The sequence below is a fragment of the Planctobacterium marinum genome (assembly GCF_036322805.1).
Classification (GTDB): domain Bacteria; phylum Pseudomonadota; class Gammaproteobacteria; order Enterobacterales; family Alteromonadaceae; genus Planctobacterium; species Planctobacterium marinum_A.
In genome coordinates this window covers 173,714-197,698 of the sequence record NZ_AP027272.1, presented here as the reverse complement: position 1 = coordinate 197,698, position 23,985 = coordinate 173,714, and the positions used below count along the sequence as shown (strand labels likewise).

Here is a 23,985-nt window from a genome sequence, read left to right as displayed (position 1 = left end):
CACCTTAAGTGCTTAATAGATAGCCTTCACCGCGGATAGTCTGAATAATTTTAAACGGTTTGCGATTGTCATTGAGCTTTTTGCGCAGTCGACTGATGCTTATGTCCACCGCGCGATTATTTTCGGGAATATCTAAATCCGATACCAATTCGACGATTTCCTCACGGGGCACCACCTCATTTTTTCGCTGGGCAAGCGTGGATAAGACTTTGAACTCGTGCTGCGTTAATTCAATTCGATTTCCCGCAATATCAAATAATGAGCGGCTTTTTTGACTCAAAACAAAATTGTGAAACATCAATTCAGTATTTTGCTTTTCCACGGAAAGCGGCAAACCAAGCACGTTTTTAACCCGTATTAATAACTCTTTCAAAGAAAAAGGTTTGCCCAGATAATCCTTAGCGCCCAGCTCCAAGCCTGCAACTTTATCATCATCGGTTTTGCGGCCAGAAATGATAACGATGGGGGTGACCGTTCTTTTGACTAACTTGCGCAGGATCACCAAGCCATCTTCATCAGGCAAAGTCAGATCCAGTAAAACGATATCAAAATGAGCATTGGCGATCCGGGTAAAACAGTCCTTGGCAGTTTCGACTGCGGTGACATTAAATCCGCTATCCGTCAGAAACTCTTCCACCAGACTGCTCATATCCCTGTCGTCCTCAACTAACAGTATGCTGGACATTAACTCTCACTCGTTAAATATACCCATCAGAAAAACAGGTATTAATGGAAACTAATTGGAAATAATCTAAAGCATAGTATAGGTTGCCATGAACAAGCAAAGATTCTCTATCTATTGAATTGTAAGGATTATTTTTCACAACCTTGAGTTCATCAAAACGGTAAAGCGGTGAGATGTCAGAAACAATGAGGAAATAGAGCGTGGCTGCGACTTAGATTATGCTGAGGACGTGGATTTAACGCGTAACAAACTCAATAGGATTTGCTGCTCGACTAAACCCACAATATAGATCATCGTTTGATCGGGGGCTGGCCGTAGCCCCTTTTTATTTTGTGCGGTTACCCACCTGATAACTCACTTGTGATATTGCGCACTCAGTTTATGCACTGAGTTAATAAATATACCTGCTTTTTCCGGATCAATATCTGGATGAATACCGTGCCCCAGATTAAACACATGACCAGCACCTTCACCAAATCCAGCCAGAATAGTGGCAACTTCTTGTCTGATACGCTCCGCTGGAGCGTGTAACATGCAAGGATCCATATTCCCCTGAATAGCTACCTTGTCTCCCACACGAGCCTTAGCATCGGCAATATCCGTGGTCCAATCCAAGCCAACTGCATCACAACCTGTGGCTGCAATCGCTTCTAACCACTGACCACCATTTTTAGTAAACAGGGTTACAGGCACTTTTCGTCCTTCGTTTTCACGAATTAAACCCGCCACTATTTTTTCCATATAGCGCAAAGAGAATTCTTTGTAAGCCGCAGGTGAAAGCACGCCACCCCAGGTATCAAATACCATGAGAGATTGGGCACCTGCTTTTACCTGAGCATTGAGGTATAAAATCACGGAATCGGCTAGTTTATCTAGCAGCAAGTGCAACGCCGCTGGATCAGAAAAGGCCATTTTCTTGATTTTACCAAAGGTTTTAGTACTGCCACCTTCAACCATGTAAGTAGCCAAGGTCCAGGGACTACCGGAGAATCCAATCAAAGGTACTTCGCCCGCCAGCGCGTGACGGATGGCTCTTACGGCATCCATCACATAACCCAATTCCTGTTCCGGATCGGGAACGGGCAACTTTTCTACGTCTGCCATAGAGCTGAGTGGTCGCTCGAATTTAGGGCCTTCGCCAGTTTCGAAATACAAACCCAATCCCATGGCGTCAGGAATGGTGAGTATGTCAGAAAATAAAATAGCGGCATCCAATGGATAACGGCGCAACGGCTGCAGTGTAACTTCACAAGCAAGCTCAGTGTTTTTGCACAGCGACATAAAATCGCCAGCTTGTGCTCTGGTGGCTTTGTACTCTGGTAAATAACGACCCGCCTGGCGCATCATCCATACGGGAGTAACATCAACAGGCTGTCTGAGTAATGCTTTGAGATAACGATCATTCTTAAGTGGTTTGTGATTGCTTTGTTGAGTCATAACACCTTACGCCGTGGGAAAATACCGAGAAATGAAAACCGCGCTATTCTACACAAAAACCGAGCCGGAGAGAGAAATTTTCAATAATTGTTAATTTTTTGTACAAAAAAACTTGTCATTCTTTTTAATTATCTGCTATAACTTGAACCAGTTAACGACTTCCAAACAATTAAGAAGCCTGATAAACAGGACCAAGACGCTAACAGAAATTAGAGCCCTTTCGTAAGAAAGGGCTTTTTTATTTCCGAAACCCGCTATTATCTGTCGCTTACCAGCTCTCGAGTTGCTTCAATCAATTGACCCGCAATAGAAAACGTGGGGGGGATGTTGGGCAAGGCATCAAAATTAAAGAATTGCGCTTCTATTATTTCGTCATCATCGACACTTATCTCGCCACTGTCGTATTCAGCAAGAAAACCACACATCAATGAATGAGGAAAAGGCCATGGCTGGCTGGCGAAATAACTCAGGTTTTTGACCTTCACCCCGACCTCTTCGAATACTTCACGATGCACAGCTTGTTCTAAGGTTTCGCCGCTTTCCACAAACCCGGCTAGAGTTGAGAACATATTATTTTTATGATGTCTGCCTTGCGCCAGTAATATCTGCGAACCTTTGCGAATGGCAACTATGATGCAAGGTGAAATGCGCGGATAACAGCGATGTTTACAGGTGTGACATTGAGTGGCCAACTCCCACTCCACACGCGCCATGCGGTCGCCACAGCGGCCACAAAAGCGGTGCGTGCGCAGAAATAATGCCACCTGCCAGGCCCGAGATACCACGTAAAACAGCTCGGCCTGCAGCTGCATGAGCATGGCGCGCAAGCTAATGCCTTCATAAACTTCTTGGGTAACATGCTGTGCATCCATATCTAAAACATAACAAGGTCGAGAGTCCACTTCACCCACCTGAATAATGTCTTCTCGCCAGGCATGAAAGTCTGTCATCTGTTGCCAGTCGCCGCGGAATAAGCCGGGTGAATCGCGATGCTGTAGTATCTTGTCGCCACTCACCACTATCCACCATGCATCATTTACACGTTCAAACTCGGGGTTTTGCTGGATCAAATCTCACTCCTTATTGCTTTACATCATCGTGTAAAATATGCAGATGACGATTTCGGTAATAATCAAACCTTTTGGACACAGAAGATTTTGTTATACTTAACTGACAACCCTGGTGGGTGCATAGCAAGCGACAACCTGTTGGCGCGATTTGCTGCATTTATCATAACGCAGAAGGCAATAATCATGTTAACCCGAATTGAACAAGCAGAACAAAGATGGGGCGGCATTCACAAGTTAATCGATACTTGGTTAGAAGAGCGCAAAACACTATTGGTGCAATATTGCCAATTGGCGGGTTTACCCCCTTTCGAAAATAATAATAACGCGTTACCTGGCAATCAGGAAATTGAGCAATTCTGTGAAACCCTGATGGATTACGCGTCAACCGGGCACTTTGAGTTGTACGATAAAATTCTGGATGAGTGCAGCCAAAATGGTAAAGACCAAAATCAGATTGAAGAAATCGCGGAAAAAATCAAAGCGACAACCGACACGGCACTGTCTTTCAATGACAACTACGCTGAACCGGATGAAGAGCAGGATATGTCTGGCTTTATGAAAAACCTGACGCAATTGGGAGAGACCCTGGAGTTGCGCTTTGAACTGGAAGACAAGTTGCTGGAATCCATTCAGCAACCCGCGAGTTAAGCAAAAATCGAATACCGACAAAAAAGGCGCTTATCTGGCGCCTTTTTTAATATCAGATTTATTTAGCTTTTCTGACGCTTCATGGCATCAAAAAACTCATCATTGGTTTTCGTCATGGCTAGCTTGCCAATCAGGAATTCCATGGCATCGATCTCTGACATTTCGTGAACGATCTTTCTCAGGATCCACATTTTCTGTAGTTCGTCTTGAGAAGTAAGTAATTCCTCACGACGTGTACCTGAGCGATTAAAGTCGATAGCCGGGAATACACGTTTTTCCGCAATCTTACGGTTGAGGTGTAATTCCATATTACCGGTACCTTTAAACTCTTCGTAGATAACCTCGTCCATTTTAGAGCCAGTATCAATCAGTGCCGTAGCGATGATAGTCAAACTGCCACCTTCTTCAACGTTACGCGCAGCGCCAAAGAAGCGCTTGGGCTTGTGCAATGCATTGGCGTCAACACCACCGGTAAGCACTTTACCTGAGCTGGGGATCACGGTGTTATAGGCACGTGCTAATCGCGTAATGGAGTCTAACAAGATCACTACATCTTTTTTATGCTCAACCAAACGCTTAGCTTTCTCGATAACCATTTCAGCTACCTGAACGTGGCGACTGGCTGGCTCATCAAAAGTAGAAGCAACCACTTCACCTTGCACCAAACGCTGCATTTCCGTTACTTCTTCCGGACGCTCGTCAATCAGCAATACCATTAACTGGCAATCCGGGTGATTAGCGGCAATAGATTGTGCGATATTTTGCAGCAATAAGGTTTTACCGGCTTTGGGCGGTGCTACAATCAAGCCACGTTGGCCATTACCGATAGGTGAAGCCAGGTCCAACACTCGCGCTGTAATATCTTCAGTACTGCCGTTGCCGCGCTCCATACGCAGACGCTGTGCTGCGTGCAATGGTGTCAGGTTCTCAAACAAAATCTTGTTGCGAGAGTTCTCTGGCTTATCAAAATTAACCTGATTAATCTTCAACAGGGCAAAATAACGCTCGCTGTCTTTTGGAGGCCTGATTTTGCCTGAAATGGTGTCACCTGTGCGCAGGTTAAAACGACGGATCTGGCTAGGGGATACATAGATGTCGTCGGGCCCTGCAAGGTAAGAAGAATCGGCAGAGCGAAGAAAGCCAAAACCGTCTTGTAAAATTTCCAGAACACCATCGCCAAAGATATCCTCGCCACTTTTTGCATGGGTTTTAAGGATCGCAAAGATGATGTCTTGTTTGCGGGCGCGGGCCATATTCTCAATGCCCATCTCTTCGGCTAAAGAGACTAGCTCGCTAATGGGTTTCTTTTTAAGTTCAGTCAGGTTCATAAGGAAGGATCTTTATAATTGATGTAGTACGCCTCTGGCGTGTTGCTGTTGTAAGGGTCAATTATTATGTTTATTCTCGGATAGATATCGTGAGTAACAAGGATGTTCAGGTGTGAACACGAATAAAACTAGCACCAAACATTTAATTGAACAAGTAAAAAATAACGATTAATGCGAATTACTATGAGCAAAAAAATAATCACTGTAGATTTCAACGATCCAGAGCAAGGTAAAGACCTTCTATTCTTGTTAAACAGTTACGCCCAAGATCCCATGGGTGGTGGCGAACCCTTATCAGACCATGTACAACAAAATCTGGCTGACACCCTGGCAAAAACCGCAGGCGCATATTCTTTCATTCTCTATTGGGACAATAAGCCTGCCGGCTTGTGCAACTGTTTTACGGGCTTTTCTACCTTTGCCTGCAAACCCCTGTTGAATATTCATGACTTAGCAGTGTTACCTGAATATCGCGGCATGGGATTTGGCAAAGCATTACTGCAGGCAGCGAAACAAAAAGCCGAGCAGCTGGGTTGCTGTAAAGTAACATTGGAAGTGCTGTCCAATAATAATACGGCAATCGCTGCTTACGAGAAGTTTGGATTCAAACTTTATCAACTTGACGAAGCGGCAGGCACAGCAGAATTTATGGAACTAAAACTGTAAGGGTGCGAATAGTAAAAATACATTTCTCTGGCCAGCGAATCTAAAGCACTTAATGGCGCACCACCAAAGCTTGTGAATCCATTACCTGCGCCAGGTTGGCCATGATACTCTCCACCCAATCCAGGCCGAATTGCAACATCGACTCCATGCTCAGCTGCAGATAATGTTGGCCTGCCGCGGAGCTTAAAAAGTCATTGTAAGCCAATAATGTCGGTGCTGATGCATCGCGAAACAGATAACTCAATGTAGCAACCATCTGCATTTCCAGCATAGGACCAAATTGATTGCGCATCATGTTTACCTGATTGGCAATTTGCTGCTCAAAATCCCCTGAGTTCTTGGGCAGCGCATGCCCGGATACTTCGGCAATATCTGCCATGCCTTTCATCATGGCAGGTAAAAATGACTCCATCATTTTGAACATGGTTTCGTTGAGCTGCGAGACACGCACCATTTTTTTGAAAATGGCCAGATTCTCTGCACTTATCTGCTGTTCAGAAAAGTTCATCACGTACTGCTGCAATAAAACAGGATCTTGCTGTTGCGCCAGGATTTCGATTTGGGTTATCTCTTTGCCGTAACCACTTTGCAGCCACAGCAGTGTTTGTCGCAATTTCTGACTATCTCCCTTCACCATAAAATGTGCTTTTATGGAAGACAATACCTCGACTTCATTAAAATCTGTCATTATGGCATCCACCAGGTCTTCCATTAGCTGCTGTTGATGTTGTCCTTTGAGGGGCATCAGAGCGGGCAACTGAGCCAGTTGAGATGGCATGCTCAGGATAGAAATTTCAATACTGGATTGGTGTAATACGGCATCCACCAAATCTGACTTCTCGCCTTGCGCTTTTGCCAAACAGGTAAATAACAACAACAGAGATAAAGTTAACTTTGCTATATGCATAATCGCGTCCTTGATGCCGTGCCAATGGGCAAAATATATTGGGCATCAAGGTTACGATTAAAAAACTGTTGAGCAAACTCCAGAGGCGGACAGGTTTTGTAAGAGATCGCCGCCATTAAATGTCAGTCGGCTAATACGAGTAAGCCCGTTCCACTTTGGCAACTCTCAATTGAAAAGCCGCATACCACTTATCTTTTCCTAACTTCTGTGCAACCTGATGTTCAGCGTTGCGTTTCCAGTTAGCAATTGCTTGCTCACTTTCCCAGTAAGAGACGGTAATGGCAATATCAGATGATGCCGATTCAATACCAAGAAATCCCGGCTGCTCAGCGGCCAGTTCAACCATGCGGTCGGCCATCTCGGAATAACCTTCGGTATCAGGGCTTTTTATATTGGAAAAAATAACGGCGTAATAAGGAGGCGGTGGCGTGTTGGCTAACATGTTAAATCACATTGGTGGAACGTGAGCATAGCCTACAATAAAAAAAGCCCGGCGAAAATCACCGGGCTAAGAGGGCTTTTAATAAGCACCTAACGACAGAAATTGTCAACGTGGGAGACAAATCTGTTTGGGAACTTAGTTACTGGCTGCCACAATTGTTTTCATGTCAGTCATGTAACCGCGTAAGTCTGTACCAATGGTTTCCACAGGGTGAGTGCGCAACGCGTGGTTAGCTTGAACCAACGCTTTGTTATCAACACTGTTGGATGCGCCAGAACCTTTACCTATCAGGTCAGTTCCAATCTCTGGCATTAACTTCTCTCTTAGAAGTGGTACAGCTACATTCGCAAACAGGTAGTTTCCATACTCAGCAGTATCCGAAATAACCACATTCATTTCGTATAAACGTTTACGGGCAATAGTATTAGCAATCAATGGCGTCTCATGCAGAGACTCGTAATAAGCAGACTCAGGTAAAATACCCGCCTCAACCATCACATCGAAGGCTAATTCAACGCCGGTTTTGATCATGGCTACCATAAAGATGCCATTGTCAAAAAACTCTTGCTCATTGATGGTGCCATCATACTCAGGCGCCTGTTCAAAGCCGGTTGAATTGGTTTCTTCACGCCACTTCAGCAAGTTGGCATCGCCGTTTGCCCAGTCTTCCATCATAGTTTTGGAAAACTCGCCGCACATGATGTCGTCCATGTGCTTTTCAAACAGTGGACGCAACAATGTGTTAAGCTCATCAGACAATGCCATCGCTTTTAACTTGTCGGCATTGGACAGGCGATCCAGCATGTTAGTCACACCGCCAATCTTCAGCGCTTCGGTAATGGCCTCCAGGCCATATTGTACCAACGCACCTGCGTATGCCGGGTCAATGCCCTCAGCCACCATCTTGTCATAACCAAGAATCGCTGCGGCTTGTTGCATACCGCAAAGAATGGTTTGCTCACCCATCAGATCAGATTTCACTTCCGCAACGAAGGATGACTCAAGCACACCCGCTCTGTCACCACCGGTAGCCGAAGCCAGCGCTTTAGCGATATCCCATCCTTCACCTTTAGGATCGTTTTCAGGGTGAACCGCTATCAGTGTGGGAACACCAAAGCCACGCTTGTATTCTTCGCGCACTTCCGTACCCGGACATTTTGGTGCACACATCACAACCGTGATATCGGGACGAATCTGTTGGCCTTCTTCCACGATGTTAAAACCGTGAGAATAACCCAGTGCAGCGCCTTCTTTCATCAGCGGCATTACCGCTTCCACCACGCTGGCATGTTGCTTATCTGGCGTCAGGTTATAAACCAGATCCGCTTGCGGAATAAGGTCTTGGTAAGTCCCAACGGTAAAACCATTTTCAGAGGCGCGTACAAACGAAGCACGCTTTTCATCAATGGCGGACTGGCGCAGCGCATAGCTCACGTCCAATCCAGAATCTCTCATGTTTAGCCCTTGGTTTAAACCTTGAGCACCACAACCTACAATGACGATTTTTTTACCTTTCATATATTCGCAGCCGTCAGCAAACTCTGAACGGCTCATGAAACGACAGCGACCTAACTGGTCTAACTGTTTGCGCAAAGGTAATGAATTAAAATAATTTCCCATAACTCTTAATAATCTGTGACGATTAATCCGAGAGCAACAATACGACTTTTTACACGTTGTGAAAAATGATATATTCGCAACATCACATTTCATTTTTTGCAACATTCTCAATATGGACCTTCGCTCTCTGCAAATTTTCAAGCATCTGGCACAATCCTTACACTTCGGGAAAACCGCTGAAGCCATGTATATCAGCCCATCGACCCTGTCGAGAACTATCCAGAGACTAGAAGACGAAGTGGGTTCAAATTTATTAGTGCGCGATAATCGAACCGCCCGACTAACGCCTGCGGGACAACGTTTTTTGCAATTTGCAGAGGAAATCAGCCAGCAATGGCAAGCTTTCCAAGGCGATATCAACGAACAAATGCAAGCCTTGCAAGGTGAATTGAGCTTGTTTTGCACGGTAACCGCCAGTATTAGTCACTTGCCCCCTTTACTGGAGGGCTTTCGCTCCAGCCACCCTAGAGTTGAAATCAAGCTGGCCACGGGTAACCCCGGCGAATCCGTGCAGCGGGTGATGGAACAAACCTCCGATTTAGCCATCGCCATCCATACCCCCAATTTCCCGGTTGATTTGCATTTCCAACACCTCGACCAGGTATCGCTGGTGATGATCACGCCGAAAAAACATTCGGCCCGCAAGATAAACGAAATCGTCTGGAGCGAAGAACAGATGATTCTGCCGGATACCGGTCCTTCAAAACGCATAGTGCACCATTGGCTTAGCGAGCAAGGTATTCGACCCAGAGTTTATGCCAGTGTTGGTGGCAACGAGGCGATCTTGAGTATGGTGGCTCTGGGCTGTGGTATTGCCATAGTGCCGGAAATCGTGGTGCAATATTCCGCTATTGCAGACCGAGTAAACATGATTGAAATCAATAATATAGAGTCTTATCGACTGGGTTTATGCTGTTTGGAAAAGCGGCGTTCAGAACCAGTTATTAAAGCGTTTTTTGAGCAAATTTAGCCTTGCTTTCTAACGCAATAAATTGGCGATAATGCGGTCCAATGCACGATAACCCAAAGCCTCAGCCAAGTGTTGTCGTTGTATTTGCTCAGACTCTGAGAGGTCAGCAATGGTGCGCGCCACTTTCAAAATACGTTGATAAGTTCGGATGGACAGCTGCAACTTTTCTATGGCCATGTCTAAAAAGTGTTGATCCGCCTCCTTTAATCCACAGGTTTGTTTCACTTCAGTAGTGGATAGCTCGGCGTTTAACTTGCCTGCCCGATGTTGTTGCCGTGCTCTGGCCTGCTCTACCTGAGCTTTTATCTGAGCCGTTGTTTGGCTTTGATGCATCCTTGCCTGACTGAATTCAGCTCTGGACATGCGTGGCACATCCACCTGCAAATCAATGCGATCCAGAAACGGTCCCGATACCCGGTTAAGGTATTTTATGATTTGCTCGGGAGTGTGCCTGCCATCATGAATATCTCCTGACGGGCTTGGATTTAACGCCGCAATCAGCTGAAATTTTGCCGGGAATACCGCTTTTTGGGCCGCTCTGGAAATGGTTATTTTACCAGCTTCCAAAGGTTCTCGTAGTACATCCAGTACTTTCCGGGGAAATTCCGTTAACTCATCCAGAAACAATACGCCATTATGGGCCAGGCTGATCTCACCAGGCATGGGTTTACTACCTCCCCCCACCAAAGACACCGCCGAAGAGGTATGGTGCGGTGCCCGAAAAGGCCGTTGTCGCCAGGTTTCCCGATTAAACGGCAAGTTGGCCACGGAATTCACTGTGGCCGTTTGTAGCGATTCCTTTTCTGACATTGCAGGTAGTAAACCTGCCAACCTGGAAGCCAGCATGGTTTTCCCGGTTCCTGGTGGACCGCAAAATACAATATTATGCCGGCCTGCCGCAGCAATAGTAAGTGCTCGCTTAGCTTGCTCCTGACCTATTACCTCCGCCATATCCTGCGGTGCTTCGGTGTACTCCGGCTTTGCACAAGCCTGAACTTGCGCTAACGGGCTCTGACCACTTAAATGCTGGTACACTTCGTAAAAATTACGCCCACAAAATACCTGTGCATCGGAAACCAACATGGCTTCTTTGCCATTTTCCTGCGGAATGATGAGCTTACGCTGAGCGTCGCGAGCCGCCACCGACACTGGCAAGATACCACTCACCGGCCGCAATTCACCGGATAACGCCAGTTCTCCTACAAACTCATAGTCGTCACAGTGAATTTCCGGCTGTAATCCTGAAGCGGCAACAATGCCAATGGCAATGGCTAGATCAAATCTGCCGCCCTCTTTAGGCAAATCCGCTGGCGCGAGATTAACCGTGATTTTTTTGGCGGGAAATTCAAATTGCGAGTTGATTAAGGCACTGCGCACCCTGTCTCTGGCTTCTCTCACAGAAGCTTCGGGTAAGCCAACGATATTAAACCCCGGCAAACCATTGGATAAATGCACTTCGACCGTTACCAAAGGGGCTTCAATGCCCACCACCGCGCGGGTTTTTACAACTGCCAATGCCACAAGCAACTCCTTTTGCTGGTACAACAATACTCCAGTGTAAGTGAGCTAACGCCTGAAACAAGCTGTAAAAAGTACAGTTTTCACACAATTGGTGCATATATTTGACCGATTAGTGTTTTTCTATAGACTGCATTGCTCACAAAATATCAAATGCAAACCACAAAAGGACTTACATGAGTTTTGTACTCGCTTTTTGAGCTCTGACGATAATTCCCGATTCCCAAGCAATACCAGGGTCAGCGCTTCAGAGTCAAAGTTTGAAAAATGGCAAATTACATTCAGTTAGGTTCGAAGCAATGCACGGAATTGTTACTTTGTTGAAAACAATAAGAGACAAACAATGAATAAGGCACTAATAGCTGGCACTATTAACCATCTGATTCCACTTGGATTTATTCTCTTAGGATGCTTCATAACGGATTTTCAATGTTCTGGTACGGATATGAGCTCGCTATTTGCTATTTATAGCTTTGGCGTTTTTCCTTTTCAGATATTTGTGGAGTCCATTGTATTAATCGTATTGTTGTTTTCTCTCTTCAAAGGGCAATGGAAGCAGGCAAGCATTTTTCTATTAGCACTGTTCATTGTTTCTTTAGTTGTCCTTTTGTACATCGGCGAAGTATTTTGATGGTTCATTGCTGCAGATAAGATAGATGAGAACGAAGAGTATGCACGCAGCCTCACCAACTAACTGCCCATGATTATTAAAAAACACGATTCAACATTAAAAATAACACTAAAGATTTTATTGCTAATTTTTAGTCTGTGGTTTTTCTTTATTTACTTAAAATGGGGGACAAGCACAACCATTTACAGCAAGTGCTTTAATCCAATGGTGGTTAATACTGATCGCCTTTTTTATAACACCCACAAACACTGGAAAGTTCCGGTTTATTCATATTTTTCGCCTTCAATGTCTGGTTTTCAGAAGCAAATGTTAGATGAAGGCTATCTTGGATATATTTCTAAAGACCCGGCATTGATAAGTGATAAAAAGTTCGAACATCCAAAAGATGTCACTTTTGACGGAAAGATTGTTATTCTAAAGAGCTCTACGCTGGAAGAACTTCTTAACCCTGGAGTTTTGGTATTTGCCTCTGTCTCTGTTGATAATGAAAAATACGTAATACCTGACAACGATCTTTCCTCAGAAATAATGAAGATCATTCAAAAAAGTGGCTGTTATGTGGAAAACCACAGCTTCAGATTAAGCCGAGGTGAAACCTATTAACACCATCTTTTTTTAAACATTTCGCTTTAAAACCGCATAGGGGCCAGCTCAAAGGACTCCCTACCTGAGTAAGTACATTTGCTTTTCGAGTTGCCCCTTACTCACCATCTCATCGAAAATAATTGTGTAATTTTTGGTTGTTTAGTGTGACGAAAACAACGGTTAACCCAGACTCTTTCAAACACTTTAACAAGAAACCCTTATTGCGGAAATTGAATTATATAAAACACCACATTTCACTTTTTGCAACATAAAGAGGTCTGGTTCTACGCTGTTTGAGTTTACTCGTCTGGGTTGCGCAACATGGGATGATCACTGGCTTTAAACACCCAAAAATGCCAATGCCAGTGGATGGCTGCAACGCGCAATAGCAGGGTTGTGGCGACACAGAGAAACATGGCCAGGTGCATGTTGTGCAGGTAGGTTTCAGTCAGAATGTAAACGATGCCGCCCGCCACACAAGTCATGGCATACAGCTCGCCGCGCAGAACCAAGGGAATTTCACGACAGATCACATCGCGTATCAGGCCGCCAAACACGCCAGTCATAACCCCCATAAAAACCGCCACAAATGGGGTGGTGCCATATGCCAAGGCCTTTTGTAAGCCCATCATATTGAAAAACGCCAAACCAATAGCATCTGCCAACAGCAAATAACGCATGGGAAACCAATGAGTTACCCGCAGCATTGCCATAGTGCCCAGTGCTGCCACCAGGATCACAATAAAAAAGTTTTTATCGGTAAGCCAGTAGACGGGTACGTTCAGGATCATATCCCTCAATGTGCCGCCGCCTATCGCGGTAACCGCAGCCAATACAACAACACCAAAGCCATCCATACTTTTTCTGAAGGCCATTAACGTGCCAGAAATAGCAAAAACTGCCACACCAGCAAGGTCCACCCAATACAGCCAGGTACTCACATTCTGCTCTCATTAAATCACGCTAGTGCACAGACTAATGTAAAAAATCTAAAAATAAAGCTTGCGATAAAAACTTTAGCTGTGGTAGTTGTATAAAAAGTGACGAAAACTGATGCCACGGCATCCCGAAAAAAGAAGACTAATGAACCCGACTCTTAACCTGAATCAAGACAAAATGCAGACTGTTGCAAACAGCCTCATTGTCGTGGTCGTGGTGATTATTAGCTCGCTGCGGGGTCGGCTATAGGTTTTTGAAAATACCGAATTTAGCAAAACCCCCGCACGAAAGTCCGGGGGTTTTTTCGTTTTAGGCCACTGAAAAAAGAAAACATTATGAATGGTGCACAATACACACTGGCGTTTTTAGAAAAACAAGACTGCAAACGGATCTTTGGTTATCCCGGTGGCGCAGTCATGCCCCTATATGATGCCATGCTGGAGTCTGGCATTGAGCACTATCTAACACGGCATGAGCAAGGTGCCGCATTCGCTGCTATTGGTCAGGCCCGTAGTAGCAATCAAACGGCGGTGTGCCTTGGCACTTCAGGTCCAGGCGCTACCAACCTGTTAACTGCCATTGCCGATGCCAAACTGGATTCCGTGCCGTTATTGGTATTGACCGGCCAGGTGCCTACAACGGCCATGGGCAGCGATGCCTTCCAAGAGGTGGATGTATTAGGGTTGTCACTGAGCATCACCAAACACAGTTTTGTGGTACAAAGTGTTGCTCAATTACCCGATATTTTGCAGCAAGCCTGGACACTGACAAGTGAGGGCAGACCCGGTCCGGTATTAGTGGATATTCCCAAAGACGTGTTAATGGCTGAGCTACCCGATGAGCACTGCCACTTACAGGAAGATTCAAAAGAGAACATGAATTCTCATTTAAATCCATTAGAAAGCAATAATTTACAAGAAATCGCAATCGCCAATCAGCTACTTAAAAACAGTAAAAGCCCGGTGTTATACGTAGGCGGTGGTGTACTGATGGCCAAGGCACAAGCAGAACTCAATGAGTTTGTTCAACGCTCCAGGATACCCGTTGTATCAACCCTCAAGGGTTTGGGTACCATCGACAAAGATTACTCGTTAAATCTGGGTATGTTGGGCATGCATGGTTTACCCCCCGCCAACTACGCCGTTCAGGAAGCAGACCTGTTAATTGTTGCCGGGGCCAGACTGGACGACAGAGCCACAGGTAAGTTAGACGAATTTGCCCCCAATGCAAAACTCATTCACATCGATATCGATGCCGCAGAGATCGGTAAACGCCGCACCGCTGATGCCGCCATTCAAGCGGACTTAAAACAAGTGATAGCGAAACTGAGTAGCGATTTAAACATCGGCGAGTGGCAAAAGCGCTGTCGGTCGCAATTGCTGGAGCACGCCAAAAGCTATGAATTTGGTGCTCAAGACAACTTTATTTCCGGGCCAAAACTATTACGCCAACTCAGTAATCGCTTAAACAACAGGGATATTGTCTGCTGTGATGTTGGTCAGCATCAAATGTGGGTAGCTCAGCACATGCAGTTCTCCTCCCCTGCTTGTCACTTAACTAGCGGCGGCCTTGGCACCATGGGCTTTGGCTTACCGGCGGCAATGGGTGCACAACTGGAAAATCCACAAAACAAGGTGGTTGCCGTATGCGGCGATGGTTCCTTCATGATGAATATACAGGAGCTGGCAACCCTTAATCGTTATCAAATCCCGGTAAAGATACTCATTATGGACAATCAGCGATTAGGGATGGTGAAGCAGTGGCAAGAGCTATTCAATGAAGAGCGCTACAGCGAAACCGATTTATCTGATAACCCAGAATTTGCTCAGGTTGCCAAAGCCTTTGGCCTACAGGCACAAGTGCTAAGTAAAGTTGCCGAAGTAGAAAAATCTTTGGATTGGTTTTTAAACAACCCGGCACCTTGCTTACTGCACGTTCGACTCAATTCACAAGAAAATGTGTGGCCTATAGTGCCACCCAACACCGCTAACCACAACATGATGGAGGAACACCATGCAATATCAAATTGAACTGCATTTAAATAATCAGCCCGCTGCATTAGAGCGTGTCCTTCAGGTGGTGCGTTATCGACAATTTCAACTGGAAGCGCTGCAAATGCAGCCCCAAGGACAGGATAAGTTGACAGTTCAGCTAAAAGTTTCTGGCCAACAATCCATTAACATACTAACCAGTCAACTGAATAAGTTGTATGATCTGGCTCGATTAACAATTCAACATGAGTTGCCACTACAGGCAACGGCATAATCTAGGAAATAACAATGTCTAAAAAACTTGCAGATCATATTTGGTTCAATGGCGAAATCATCCCTTGGGAAAAAGCCACTGTTCATGTTCTTACCCACGCGATTCACTATGGTTCATCCGTATTTGAAGGTGTGCGTGCTTATGATACGCCGGACAAAGGTCCTTGTGTATTCCGCATGCAAGAGCACACGCGTCGTTTGTTTGATTCTGCCAAAGTCTATCGCATGACTATCCCATTTACCGAAGAGCAGATTAATCAGGCAACCCTGGACATTCTGAGAAAGAACAACCTGAAATCCGCTTACATCCGTCCTATCGCTTTCTACGGTGATATCGGCATGGGTCTGCAAGTACCATTTGGTACTGAAACCGACCTGGCTATTGCCGCTTTCCCTTGGGGGGCGTACCTGGGTGATGAAGCACTGAAAAACGGTGTAGATGCAGGTGTATCCTCCTGGAACCGTCTCGCTGCTAATACCATGCCTACTGGTGCGAAAGCCGGTGGTAACTATATGTCTTCACAGCTTATTTCTATGGAAGCTCGTCGTCACGGTTATGGTGAAGGTATTGCATTAGATGTAAACGGCTACGTGAGTGAAGGTGCCGGTGAAAACCTGTTCGTTATCCGCAACGGCGTTGTAGCCACCACACCAAAAACTGCCGCTATCTTGCCAGGTATCACCCGCGACACCGTCATGACCTTATTACGTGAAATGGGCTATGAAGTACGCGAAGAGAATATTCCGCGTGAATCTTTATACCTCGCTGACGAAGTCTTGATGTGCGGTACCGCTGCCGAAGTAACTCCGGTGCGCAGTGTCGATGGCATTCCCGTAGGTAACGGTGGACGTGGCCCGATTACGGAAAAAGTACAAAGCGCTTTCTTTGGTTTGTTCAACGGTCAAACCGAAGATAAGTGGGGCTGGTTAACACCAGTAGAATAAATATTCTTAATTTTAATTCATTGATATAGGTAGTAAAAATGCCAAAACGACTGCGTTCAGCAACCACCACTCATGGTAGAAATATGGCAGGTGCCAGAGCCCTCTGGCGCGCCACAGGAATGAAAGATAATGACTTTGGCAAGCCTATTATTGCCATTGCCAACTCATTCACTCAATTTGTTCCCGGCCATGTACACCTCAAAGATTTGGGGCAATTGGTTGCCAGAGCAGTCGAAGCTGCAGGAGGTGTTGCTAAAGAATTCAACACCATTGCGGTCGATGATGGCATTGCCATGGGTCATGACGGTATGCTTTATAGCCTGCCCTCGCGGGATCTGATCTCCGACTCAGTTGAGTACATGGTCAACGCCCATTGCGCTGATGCCATTGTCTGTATATCAAACTGTGACAAGATCACACCGGGAATGTTAAACGCAGCAATGCGTCTCAATATTCCTACCATATTTGTTTCCGGTGGCCCCATGGAAGCCGGTAAAACTAAGCTTTCGGACCAAATCATTAAGTTGGATTTGGTAGACGCCATGGTGGCAGCAGCAGACGACAAAGTATCCGACGAAGAAACTGAGCAAATCGAGCGTTCTGCTTGTCCTACCTGCGGCTCTTGTTCGGGTATGTTCACGGCTAATTCTATGAACTGTCTGACGGAGGCATTGGGCTTGTCTCTACCGGGTAATGGTTCTTTGCTGGCCACCCATGCTGATAGGGAAAAACTGTTTATCCAGGCAGGGCATCAAATTGTTGCCATGTGCAAAGCCTATTACGAGCAAGATAACGACAACGTGCTGCCCCGTAATATTGCCGACTTCAATGCCTTTGAAAATGCCATGAGTCTGGATATCGCCATGGGCGGTTCCACCAACACCATCTTGCATTTATTGGCTGCTGCGATTGAAGGCAACATCCCTTTCACCATGAATGATATTGATCGCTTGTCGCGCAAGGTTCCCCACTTGTCTAAAGTGGCACCCGCCACCAATAAATACCACATGGAAGACGTGCACAGGGCCGGAGGTGTGCTGGGAATTCTGGCTGAACTGGAGCGTGGTAACTTGTTGCATTCTGATTGCAATCACGTTTTGGGTAGCACCATTGGCGAAGTAATCGCTAACTGGGATATTGTTAATTCTGATAACAAGCAAGCACTTACTTTCTATTCCGCAGGTCCGGCAGGCATCCGAACAACGCAGGCATTCAGTCAAGATTGCCGTTACCCTGAGCCCGATACCGACAGAGAAAATGGTTGTATCCGAAGTATCGAACATGCCTACAGCCAGGAAGGCGGTTTAGCGGTGTTATTCGGTAATATTGCCGAAGATGGTTGTATCGTAAAAACGGCTGGTGTCGATGAGTCCATCTGGAAGTTTACCGGTCGTGCCCGCATCTATGAAAGCCAGGATGCTGCGGTTGATGCCATATTAAATGATGAAGTTGTTGCCGGAGACACGGTTATTATCCGTTACGAAGGTCCTAAAGGCGGTCCGGGTATGCAGGAAATGTTATATCCCACTTCTTACCTGAAATCCAAGGGCTTGGGCAAAGCCTGTGCTTTGATCACCGATGGACGCTTTTCCGGTGGTACTTCTGGCCTGTCTATCGGCCATTGTTCGCCTGAGGCAGCCAGCGGCGGCGGAATCGGCCTGGTGCAGGAAGGTGATACCATCATTATTGATATTCCAAATCGCACCATTAATGTCGATATCAGCGAAACCGAAATGGCGAAACGCCGCAGCGAGATGGAAGCTTCAGAGAAACCCTGGCAACCAGTTGATAGAGAACGTCCAATCTCAAATGCCTTAAAAGTGTTTGCCGCCATGGCTACCAGCGCTGACAAAGGCGCGGTGCGCGACGTCTCCAAGCTAAAAGGCTAGGTGTATGACAGAGGAAAAGAATCTGGTTTCCGACAGCGAGTATTTGCGTAAAGTACTGCTGTCGCCTGTTTATGACGTGGCTAAGAATACCGACCTACAATACATGCAGCGCCTGTCTCAAGCCATGGGTAATGAAGTTTGGTTAAAGCGTGAAGACCAACAACCGGTTAAATCCTTTAAACTGCGCGGCGCTTACAACTGTATATCACAATTAAGCGATGAGGCTCTGCAAAAAGGCGTAATCGCCGCATCAGCCGGAAATCACGCTCAGGGCGTTGCCTATTCGGCATTCAAGAAAAAAATTCGTGCCACGATCGTGATGCCGGAAACCACGCCAGATATCAAAGTTGAGGCCGTACGTTCCTTCGGTGGCGACTGGGTCAATATTATTTTGCACGGCACCAGCTTCGACGCTGCCAGCGATGAAGCCAAGAGGTTGGCTGCAGAGTATGGCTATACCATGATCCCGCCCTTTGATACTCCAGACGTTATTGCTGGACAAGGCACTATCGCGCGGGAGTTGCTGGAACAAAACCCCCACCTGGATACATTGTTCATCGCTGTTGGTGGTGGAGGTTTGGCGGCCGGTATTGCAGTATTCATCAAGCAACTAAAGCCGGATATAAAAATTGTCGCAGTTGAAGCTGAAGATTCATCCTGTTTTAAGGCGGCACTTGTCGCTGGCAAGCCCGTGACATTGCCTTCTGTGGGTATTTTTGCTGACGGGGTTGCGGTAAAGACCATGGGGCAAGAAACCTTTCGCTTGTGTGAGCGTTTCGTGGATGAAGTGATCACAGTCAACAGCGATGAGATTTGTGCCGCCATCAAAGAAATCTTTGAAGACACCCGGGTTATCGCAGAGCCCGCAGGTGCACTGTCGATTGCCGGTATAAGAAAATATGTTCTTGAAAATAATATTAAGGATCAAAAGCTAGCCGGGATTTTGTGTGGCGCCAACATAAATTTTCACACCTTGCGTTATGTCTCAGAGCGATGTGAACTGGGCGAGCAAAAAGAAGCCGTGTTCGCCGTTCGGATTCCGGAGCGAAAAGGTGCCTTTAAAGAGTTTTGCGACATCCTGGGAAAACAGGCCATAACGGAATTCAATTATCGCTTTTCTACCGGAAAAACCGCACACATCTTTGTAGGCATCAAACTGCGCCGCGGTAAAGACGAATATAAAGAGATCACTGATAAACTGGATCAGCAAGACTACAAGTGGTTTGATATGTCTGACAATGAGATTGCTAAATTGCATGTCAGATACATGGTGGGAGGTAGGCCTCCTTCGCTGCTAAATGAGCGCCTTTACTCATTTGAGTTTCCTGAACAACCCGGGGCTTTACTCAACTTTTTAACTACCTTGGGTGAACAATGGAATATCACACTGTTTCACTATCGCAATCACGGTGCAGCTGAAGGTTTAGTATTAGCAGGGTTTGATGTGCCAGAAGCTGAAAGAATTACCTTTTCCCAACATCTGGAAAAGCTGGGTTATTACTTTGAAGATCAAAGCGAAAATCCGGCCTATAAGTTCTTCTTGTCAGATCTCAACGGCGTATTTTAATTCGCCACTCCAAAACGTAAAACAATCAGCTCAGAGTACACTGAGCTGATTAGCTTCTTTGTTTCGCTGTAATGCAACTCAATGGTTTGTACCATCAGAGCCCTGTGCCGCAAGAGCGGCTAAAAATGCCATTACCAGCATCATTAACGGCATGGCAACAAGATTGACAGAAGCTTCGTGGTTCAGATTCCATTGCATCCAGATCATCAGCGCCCAACCAATAACCAGCGTCAGCATAATAACAGGCAATTTTAATAAACGTTTCATGGTTTGCTCTCCTCTTTGAAGTTGTACATATAATATCCAGTTGCAATCTGACAAATAAGTGGCAATAATGACAATATAAATGCCTATATTGCCAAATCATTCTGAGGAGAGCTGGAAATATGAAAACCATCAATATTATCGCGACACCTAATTGCGTTATCTCCAGCCTCACTGGCATCGTGGATTTCATGGAGTTTTGTAATATCTTCTGGCGCTACCTGCACCCGGATTGTGAAGATAAGCTGTTTCACTGTCAGATATACACAACACAAGGTAGTGAAATAAAAAGTGATACAGGGATCAGCATCAAGGCGAGAAATATCAGTGAGTATGAACCCGGTGATGCGGTATTTCTGGTGTCTATCTTTGCCCACAACCGTACCCACATGGAAGCCTATCTCAATAGTTGCGACTGTATCTCCGCGGTAATAAAACAAGAGCATCAACAAGGTAAAGTTATCGCCAGCTACTGCACGGGTACATTTGGTTTAGCAAGAACAGGAGTTCTCGATGGTGCCCCCGCTACTACGGTATGGTGGATGAAAAACCTGTTCACAGAACACTTTCCTGAGGTGAAGCTTAAAATGGACGAATTAGTGGTTGAGCACCAAAACCTTATCACTGGTGGTGCCACAACCTCTTACTTCAGTGTTTGTATGGCCATGCTGGAAAAGATGACCAACGATATCTTTGCCACCCAAATGTCAAAATTGTTGTTACTGGATAAACAGCGTTTGTCACAACAACCTTTTATTGATACCGCATTTATTATCAACAAACACGATGCAGTGGTGGAGCGAGTGCAAGCCTGGATGATGTCTCACTACGCTGAACCTTTTTCTCTGGACGCTATCTGTGAACAGTTCGCGGTGAGCAAACGCACCCTCATTCGCCGCTTTAAGAATGCCTGTGGCGAAACACCACTCAATTATTTGCAAAAGATCCGAATAGAAAAAGCCAAGCACTACCTTGAATCCACTAATTTGCCGGTGGAGCAAATTGTTTTGAAGGTAGGCTATGAGGATGTTGCTTCGTTTCGCAAGCTGTTTACCAGTCACACCCAATTATCACCTAAGAACTATCGGGAGCGATTTAGCTATAACATGCCAAGGGCTGTGTAAATTGCTGCCACACTAGGCATTGTCTTTAGACTCGAGGACCTTAGTATCATTGGTTTCTGCGCTACTTATGCTTTTGGCTTTCTCCAGTTCATCCAGGCGCGCTTCTAATGTAATAAGCTTTTCTCTGGTGCGCTGCAGTACCGAGGTTTGCACATCAAACTCTTCACGTGAAACAAAGTCCAGTCGGCTCAACTGATGTTGTAAGGCCTGTTTTACCTTGGCATCAACACCTTCAGCCATTTGTTTGACCCCCGGCGGGATACTGTCTACCACTTTATTGGCGATTTCTTCTAGCTTTTTGGGGTCGATTACCATGTTATTGCATCCTGATATAATAGCGGTTTAACCTCAGTGTGGGGCCAATTCTAGCGCATCTCAACTTTTTGTGATGCTTTACACAGATTATTTTTATCTTCTCGTGTAAAATCAGCCGCCCTGATTTTCCCGGTATTTTAACAAAGCGAATCTTATGAAACTCAACCCACAACAAGACGATGCTGTAAAATACATCTCTGGCCCCTGCCTGGTATTGGCTGGCGCTGGTAGTGGTAAGACACGTGTAATCACTAACAAAATAGCCTATCTGGTTAGGGAATGTGATGTCCCTGCGCGTTATATCGCTGCCGTAACCTTTACCAATAAAGCAGCACGGGAAATGAAGGAGCGGGTTGGACAGACGCTGGGGAAAACCGAAGCGCGAGGCTTAAAAGTATCCACCTTTCACACTTTAGGTTTGGGTATTATCAAATCGGAAACCAAAGCGCTGAATATCAAGCCGGGCTTTTCCTTGTTTGATGATAAGGACACAATTGCTTTATTAAAAGATCTCACGGAAGACACCATTGATGGTGACAAAGAGCAGCTGTCACTGTTGCAAAGCTGTATCTCTAACTGGAAAAACGACCTCATCACGCCAGAACAACTGTTAAAACAAGTGAGCTCCAGTGGCGAAAAAGAGTTTGCTCAAGTTTATTTGCGTTATCAACAACACTTACAGGCCTACAACGCTCTGGATTTTGATGATTTGATATTGCTGCCTACCTTACTATTGCAGCAAAACGAGCGGGTGCGACAAAAGTGGCAAAACAAAATCCGCTACATGTTGGTGGATGAGTATCAGGATACCAATACCAGTCAATATGAATTGGTGCGACTGTTGGTGGGTGAGCGCGCCCGTTTTACTGTGGTGGGTGATGACGATCAGTCCATATACTCCTGGCGCGGTGCGAAGCCACAAAACCTGGTATTACTCAAAGAGCATTATCCCAATTTACGGGTGATCATGCTGGAGCAGAACTACCGTTCTTCTGGTCGGATACTACACTGTGCCAATATTCTCATTCAGAACAACCCTCATGATTTTGACAAACGGTTGTTCTCAGAGCTCAGCTACGGTGAAGAACTGAAAGTTTTGGAGTGTAAAAACGAAGATCACGAAGTAGAACGGGTAGTGGCAGAATTAATGTCGCACAAGTTTATGAACCGCACCAGTTACAAAGACTACGCCATCTTGTATCGCGGCAATCATCAGTCACGCCCATTCGAAAAGTCTTTAATGCTCAACCGCATACCCTACAAAATCAGCGGCGGCATGTCATTTTTCGGACGTACTGAAATTAAAGACATCATGGCCTACCTGCGCTTATTAGTTAACCACGATGACGATACCGCATTGTTACGCGTAATCAACACCCCCACCAGAGGCATTGGTCGCGCCACATTAGAAAAATTGGGCAACTTTGCCAATCAGGAACATATATCCTTGTTTGAAGCCACCGTCTCACCTCACCTGCAACATGTGCTGAGCGGTAAGTCACTTATGGCAGTGCAAAACTTTGGCCGCTGGATAGTGGAGTTGGCAGACAACGCCGAACGCGGTGACACTAATGCAGCGTTACGGGACCTGATTAAAGGTGCCAAATACGAAGAGTGGGTTTATGAAACCAGCGCCTCCCCCAAAGCTGCAGAAATGACGCTAGCGAATATCAGCACCCTATACGGATGGGTACAAGGTATGTTGGAAGGAAATGAAAGCGAGCCACCCATGACCTTAGTAGAAGTCGTCAATCGACTTATCTTGCGGGACATGATGGAAAAGAGTGAAGAGGAAGACGCCAGTGACGCCGTACAACTCATGACCTTACACGCCTCAAAAGGTCTGGAGTTTCCTTATGTCTTTATGGTGGGGATGGAAGAAGGGTTATTGCCTCACCAAAGCAGTATCGATGAAGACAATGTCGAGGAAGAACGCCGCCTGGCGTACGTTGGCATTACCCGCGCGCAACAAGAATTAATATTCTCCCTCGCCAAAGAGCGTCGTCAGTTCGGCGAAGTTAGCAACCCCGAGCCCAGCCGATTCCTGTTTGAACTGCCCGTTGATGATGTAGTGTGGGAAAACAAAAAGCCACCAGCCAGTAAAGAGGAAAAGCAGAAAAAAGGCGAAGTGGGTATTGCTAATTTAAGGGATATGTTGCGCTAAATGGCGG

22 protein-coding genes are annotated in these 23,985 nt (G+C 45.8%); 11 read left to right on the top strand and 11 right to left on the bottom strand.

Annotated features, from left to right (window positions below; translation table 11 throughout):
* Positions 1-4 precede the first annotated feature (4 nt).
* The 3 genes from AABA75_RS00900 to nudC all read right to left on the bottom strand — a co-directional run bounded on the left by AABA75_RS00900 (position 5) and on the right by nudC (position 3,192).
* Positions 5-685, bottom strand: coding sequence for a response regulator transcription factor (locus AABA75_RS00900; protein WP_338290457.1), 681 nt, complete (start codon positions 683-685; stop codon positions 5-7).
* Positions 686-1,039: 354 nt separating this feature from the next.
* Positions 1,040-2,122, bottom strand: coding sequence for a uroporphyrinogen decarboxylase (gene hemE, locus AABA75_RS00895; RefSeq protein WP_338290455.1), 1,083 nt, complete (start codon positions 2,120-2,122; stop codon positions 1,040-1,042).
* 257 nt (positions 2,123-2,379) lie between these two features.
* A complete protein-coding gene (nudC, locus tag AABA75_RS00890) occupies positions 2,380-3,192 on the bottom strand; it encodes an NAD(+) diphosphatase (RefSeq protein WP_338290453.1) in 813 nt (270 codons plus the stop codon).
* A gap of 183 nt (positions 3,193-3,375) precedes the next feature.
* On the opposite strand from nudC, the gene rsd reads away from it, so the two are divergent.
* Positions 3,376-3,840, top strand: coding sequence for a sigma D regulator (rsd, locus tag AABA75_RS00885; RefSeq protein WP_338290451.1), 465 nt, complete (start codon positions 3,376-3,378; stop codon positions 3,838-3,840).
* Between the two features lie 62 nt (positions 3,841-3,902).
* Here the strand turns inward: rsd and rho are convergent, their stop codons facing one another.
* A complete protein-coding gene (gene rho, locus AABA75_RS00880) occupies positions 3,903-5,168 on the bottom strand; it encodes a transcription termination factor Rho (protein ID WP_338290450.1) in 1,266 nt (421 codons plus the stop codon).
* A 183-nt stretch (positions 5,169-5,351) separates the two neighbouring features.
* On the opposite strand from rho, the gene AABA75_RS00875 reads away from it, so the two are divergent.
* Positions 5,352-5,834, top strand: a complete 483-nt coding sequence (locus AABA75_RS00875) for a GNAT family N-acetyltransferase (protein ID WP_338290449.1) — start codon at positions 5,352-5,354, stop codon at positions 5,832-5,834.
* Positions 5,835-5,883: 49 nt separating this feature from the next.
* On the opposite strand, the gene AABA75_RS00870 is transcribed toward AABA75_RS00875, so the two are convergent.
* From AABA75_RS00870 to ilvC, 3 genes are all read right to left on the bottom strand, one after another.
* The gene (locus tag AABA75_RS00870) at positions 5,884-6,741 is read right to left on the bottom strand and encodes a hypothetical protein (protein ID WP_338290447.1); all 858 of its coding nucleotides are present in this window, start codon (positions 6,739-6,741) and stop codon (positions 5,884-5,886) included.
* A gap of 130 nt (positions 6,742-6,871) precedes the next feature.
* The gene (locus AABA75_RS00865; RefSeq protein ID WP_338290445.1) at positions 6,872-7,183 is read right to left on the bottom strand and encodes an antibiotic biosynthesis monooxygenase family protein; all 312 of its coding nucleotides are present in this window, start codon (positions 7,181-7,183) and stop codon (positions 6,872-6,874) included.
* Positions 7,184-7,318: 135 nt separating this feature from the next.
* A complete protein-coding gene (gene ilvC, locus AABA75_RS00860; RefSeq protein ID WP_338290444.1) occupies positions 7,319-8,803 on the bottom strand; it encodes a ketol-acid reductoisomerase in 1,485 nt (494 codons plus the stop codon).
* 112 nt (positions 8,804-8,915) lie between these two features.
* Between ilvC and ilvY the strand changes: the two genes are divergently transcribed.
* Positions 8,916-9,773: an HTH-type transcriptional activator IlvY gene (gene ilvY, locus AABA75_RS00855; RefSeq protein ID WP_338290442.1), complete on the top strand. Its 858-nt coding sequence runs from the start codon at positions 8,916-8,918 to the stop codon at positions 9,771-9,773.
* Positions 9,774-9,782: 9 nt separating this feature from the next.
* Here ilvY and AABA75_RS00850 read toward each other — a convergent pair whose 3' ends face one another.
* Entirely contained in the window at positions 9,783-11,294 is a 1,512-nt protein-coding gene (locus tag AABA75_RS00850; protein WP_338290441.1) for a YifB family Mg chelatase-like AAA ATPase, read from the bottom strand.
* A gap of 697 nt (positions 11,295-11,991) precedes the next feature.
* Here AABA75_RS00850 and AABA75_RS00845 point away from each other — a divergent pair.
* Positions 11,992-12,525, top strand: coding sequence for a hypothetical protein (locus AABA75_RS00845; protein ID WP_338290440.1), 534 nt, complete (start codon positions 11,992-11,994; stop codon positions 12,523-12,525).
* Between the two features lie 281 nt (positions 12,526-12,806).
* On the opposite strand, the gene AABA75_RS00840 is transcribed toward AABA75_RS00845, so the two are convergent.
* Positions 12,807-13,448: a trimeric intracellular cation channel family protein gene (locus AABA75_RS00840; protein WP_338290439.1), complete on the bottom strand. Its 642-nt coding sequence runs from the start codon at positions 13,446-13,448 to the stop codon at positions 12,807-12,809.
* Positions 13,449-13,781: 333 nt separating this feature from the next.
* On the opposite strand from AABA75_RS00840, the gene ilvG reads away from it, so the two are divergent.
* From ilvG to ilvA, 5 genes are read left to right on the top strand one after another with little or no spacing between them, the layout of a single operon-like run.
* Positions 13,782-15,476, top strand: coding sequence for an acetolactate synthase 2 catalytic subunit (ilvG, locus tag AABA75_RS00835; protein ID WP_338290438.1), 1,695 nt, complete (start codon positions 13,782-13,784; stop codon positions 15,474-15,476).
* Positions 15,460-15,711 carry an acetolactate synthase 2 small subunit gene (gene ilvM / locus AABA75_RS00830; RefSeq protein WP_338290437.1) on the top strand — a complete coding sequence of 84 codons (252 nt, stop codon included), beginning with the start codon at positions 15,460-15,462 and terminating at the stop codon, positions 15,709-15,711. The genes ilvG and ilvM overlap by 17 nt, the downstream gene beginning before the upstream one ends.
* Positions 15,712-15,725: 14 nt before the next feature.
* A complete protein-coding gene (locus AABA75_RS00825; RefSeq protein ID WP_338290436.1) occupies positions 15,726-16,655 on the top strand; it encodes a branched-chain amino acid transaminase in 930 nt (309 codons plus the stop codon).
* A 38-nt stretch (positions 16,656-16,693) separates the two neighbouring features.
* A complete protein-coding gene (gene ilvD, locus AABA75_RS00820) occupies positions 16,694-18,544 on the top strand; it encodes a dihydroxy-acid dehydratase (protein ID WP_338290435.1) in 1,851 nt (616 codons plus the stop codon).
* 4 nt (positions 18,545-18,548) lie between these two features.
* Positions 18,549-20,111 (top strand): threonine ammonia-lyase, biosynthetic, encoded by a 1,563-nt coding sequence (ilvA, locus tag AABA75_RS00815; RefSeq protein ID WP_338290433.1) that lies wholly within the window; start codon positions 18,549-18,551, stop codon positions 20,109-20,111.
* Between the two features lie 78 nt (positions 20,112-20,189).
* On the opposite strand, the gene AABA75_RS00810 is transcribed toward ilvA, so the two are convergent.
* Positions 20,190-20,378 (bottom strand): hypothetical protein, encoded by a 189-nt coding sequence (locus AABA75_RS00810; protein ID WP_338290432.1) that lies wholly within the window; start codon positions 20,376-20,378, stop codon positions 20,190-20,192.
* A 119-nt stretch (positions 20,379-20,497) separates the two neighbouring features.
* Here AABA75_RS00810 and AABA75_RS00805 point away from each other — a divergent pair, with 119 nt between their 5' ends.
* Positions 20,498-21,499, top strand: a complete 1,002-nt coding sequence (locus AABA75_RS00805; protein ID WP_338290431.1) for a GlxA family transcriptional regulator — start codon at positions 20,498-20,500, stop codon at positions 21,497-21,499.
* Positions 21,500-21,511: 12 nt separating this feature from the next.
* Here the strand turns inward: AABA75_RS00805 and ubiK are convergent, their stop codons facing one another.
* Entirely contained in the window at positions 21,512-21,814 is a 303-nt protein-coding gene (ubiK, locus tag AABA75_RS00800; RefSeq protein ID WP_338290430.1) for a ubiquinone biosynthesis accessory factor UbiK, read from the bottom strand.
* Positions 21,815-21,968: 154 nt separating this feature from the next.
* Between ubiK and rep the strand changes: the two genes are divergently transcribed.
* Positions 21,969-23,978, top strand: coding sequence for a DNA helicase Rep (gene rep, locus AABA75_RS00795; protein WP_338290429.1), 2,010 nt, complete (start codon positions 21,969-21,971; stop codon positions 23,976-23,978).
* Positions 23,979-23,985 lie beyond the last annotated feature (7 nt).

What these genes read in the sequence shown, in the direction of transcription:
- ilvY (WP_338290442.1), top strand. Translation starts at nt 8,916, where the DNA reads ATGGACCTTCGCTCTCTGCAAATTTTCAAGCATCTGGCACAATCCTTA.
- hemE (WP_338290455.1), bottom strand. Translation starts at nt 2,122, where the DNA reads ATGACTCAACAAAGCAATCACAAACCACTTAAGAATGATCGTTATCTC.
- AABA75_RS00875 (WP_338290449.1), top strand. Translation starts at nt 5,352, where the DNA reads ATGAGCAAAAAAATAATCACTGTAGATTTCAACGATCCAGAGCAAGGT.
- ilvC (WP_338290444.1), bottom strand. Translation starts at nt 8,803, where the DNA reads ATGGGAAATTATTTTAATTCATTACCTTTGCGCAAACAGTTAGACCAG.
- AABA75_RS00900 (WP_338290457.1), bottom strand. Translation starts at nt 685, where the DNA reads ATGTCCAGCATACTGTTAGTTGAGGACGACAGGGATATGAGCAGTCTG.
- rsd (WP_338290451.1), top strand. Translation starts at nt 3,376, where the DNA reads ATGTTAACCCGAATTGAACAAGCAGAACAAAGATGGGGCGGCATTCAC.
- AABA75_RS00810 (WP_338290432.1), bottom strand. Translation starts at nt 20,378, where the DNA reads ATGAAACGTTTATTAAAATTGCCTGTTATTATGCTGACGCTGGTTATT.
- AABA75_RS00825 (WP_338290436.1), top strand. Translation starts at nt 15,726, where the DNA reads ATGTCTAAAAAACTTGCAGATCATATTTGGTTCAATGGCGAAATCATC.
- ilvG (WP_338290438.1), top strand. Translation starts at nt 13,782, where the DNA reads ATGAATGGTGCACAATACACACTGGCGTTTTTAGAAAAACAAGACTGC.
- AABA75_RS00870 (WP_338290447.1), bottom strand. Translation starts at nt 6,741, where the DNA reads ATGCATATAGCAAAGTTAACTTTATCTCTGTTGTTGTTATTTACCTGT.
- ubiK (WP_338290430.1), bottom strand. Translation starts at nt 21,814, where the DNA reads ATGGTAATCGACCCCAAAAAGCTAGAAGAAATCGCCAATAAAGTGGTA.
- ilvM (WP_338290437.1), top strand. Translation starts at nt 15,460, where the DNA reads ATGCAATATCAAATTGAACTGCATTTAAATAATCAGCCCGCTGCATTA.
- AABA75_RS00845 (WP_338290440.1), top strand. Translation starts at nt 11,992, where the DNA reads ATGATTATTAAAAAACACGATTCAACATTAAAAATAACACTAAAGATT.
- AABA75_RS00865 (WP_338290445.1), bottom strand. Translation starts at nt 7,183, where the DNA reads ATGTTAGCCAACACGCCACCGCCTCCTTATTACGCCGTTATTTTTTCC.
- rep (WP_338290429.1), top strand. Translation starts at nt 21,969, where the DNA reads ATGAAACTCAACCCACAACAAGACGATGCTGTAAAATACATCTCTGGC.
- ilvA (WP_338290433.1), top strand. Translation starts at nt 18,549, where the DNA reads ATGACAGAGGAAAAGAATCTGGTTTCCGACAGCGAGTATTTGCGTAAA.
- ilvD (WP_338290435.1), top strand. Translation starts at nt 16,694, where the DNA reads ATGCCAAAACGACTGCGTTCAGCAACCACCACTCATGGTAGAAATATG.
- AABA75_RS00805 (WP_338290431.1), top strand. Translation starts at nt 20,498, where the DNA reads ATGAAAACCATCAATATTATCGCGACACCTAATTGCGTTATCTCCAGC.
- rho (WP_338290450.1), bottom strand. Translation starts at nt 5,168, where the DNA reads ATGAACCTGACTGAACTTAAAAAGAAACCCATTAGCGAGCTAGTCTCT.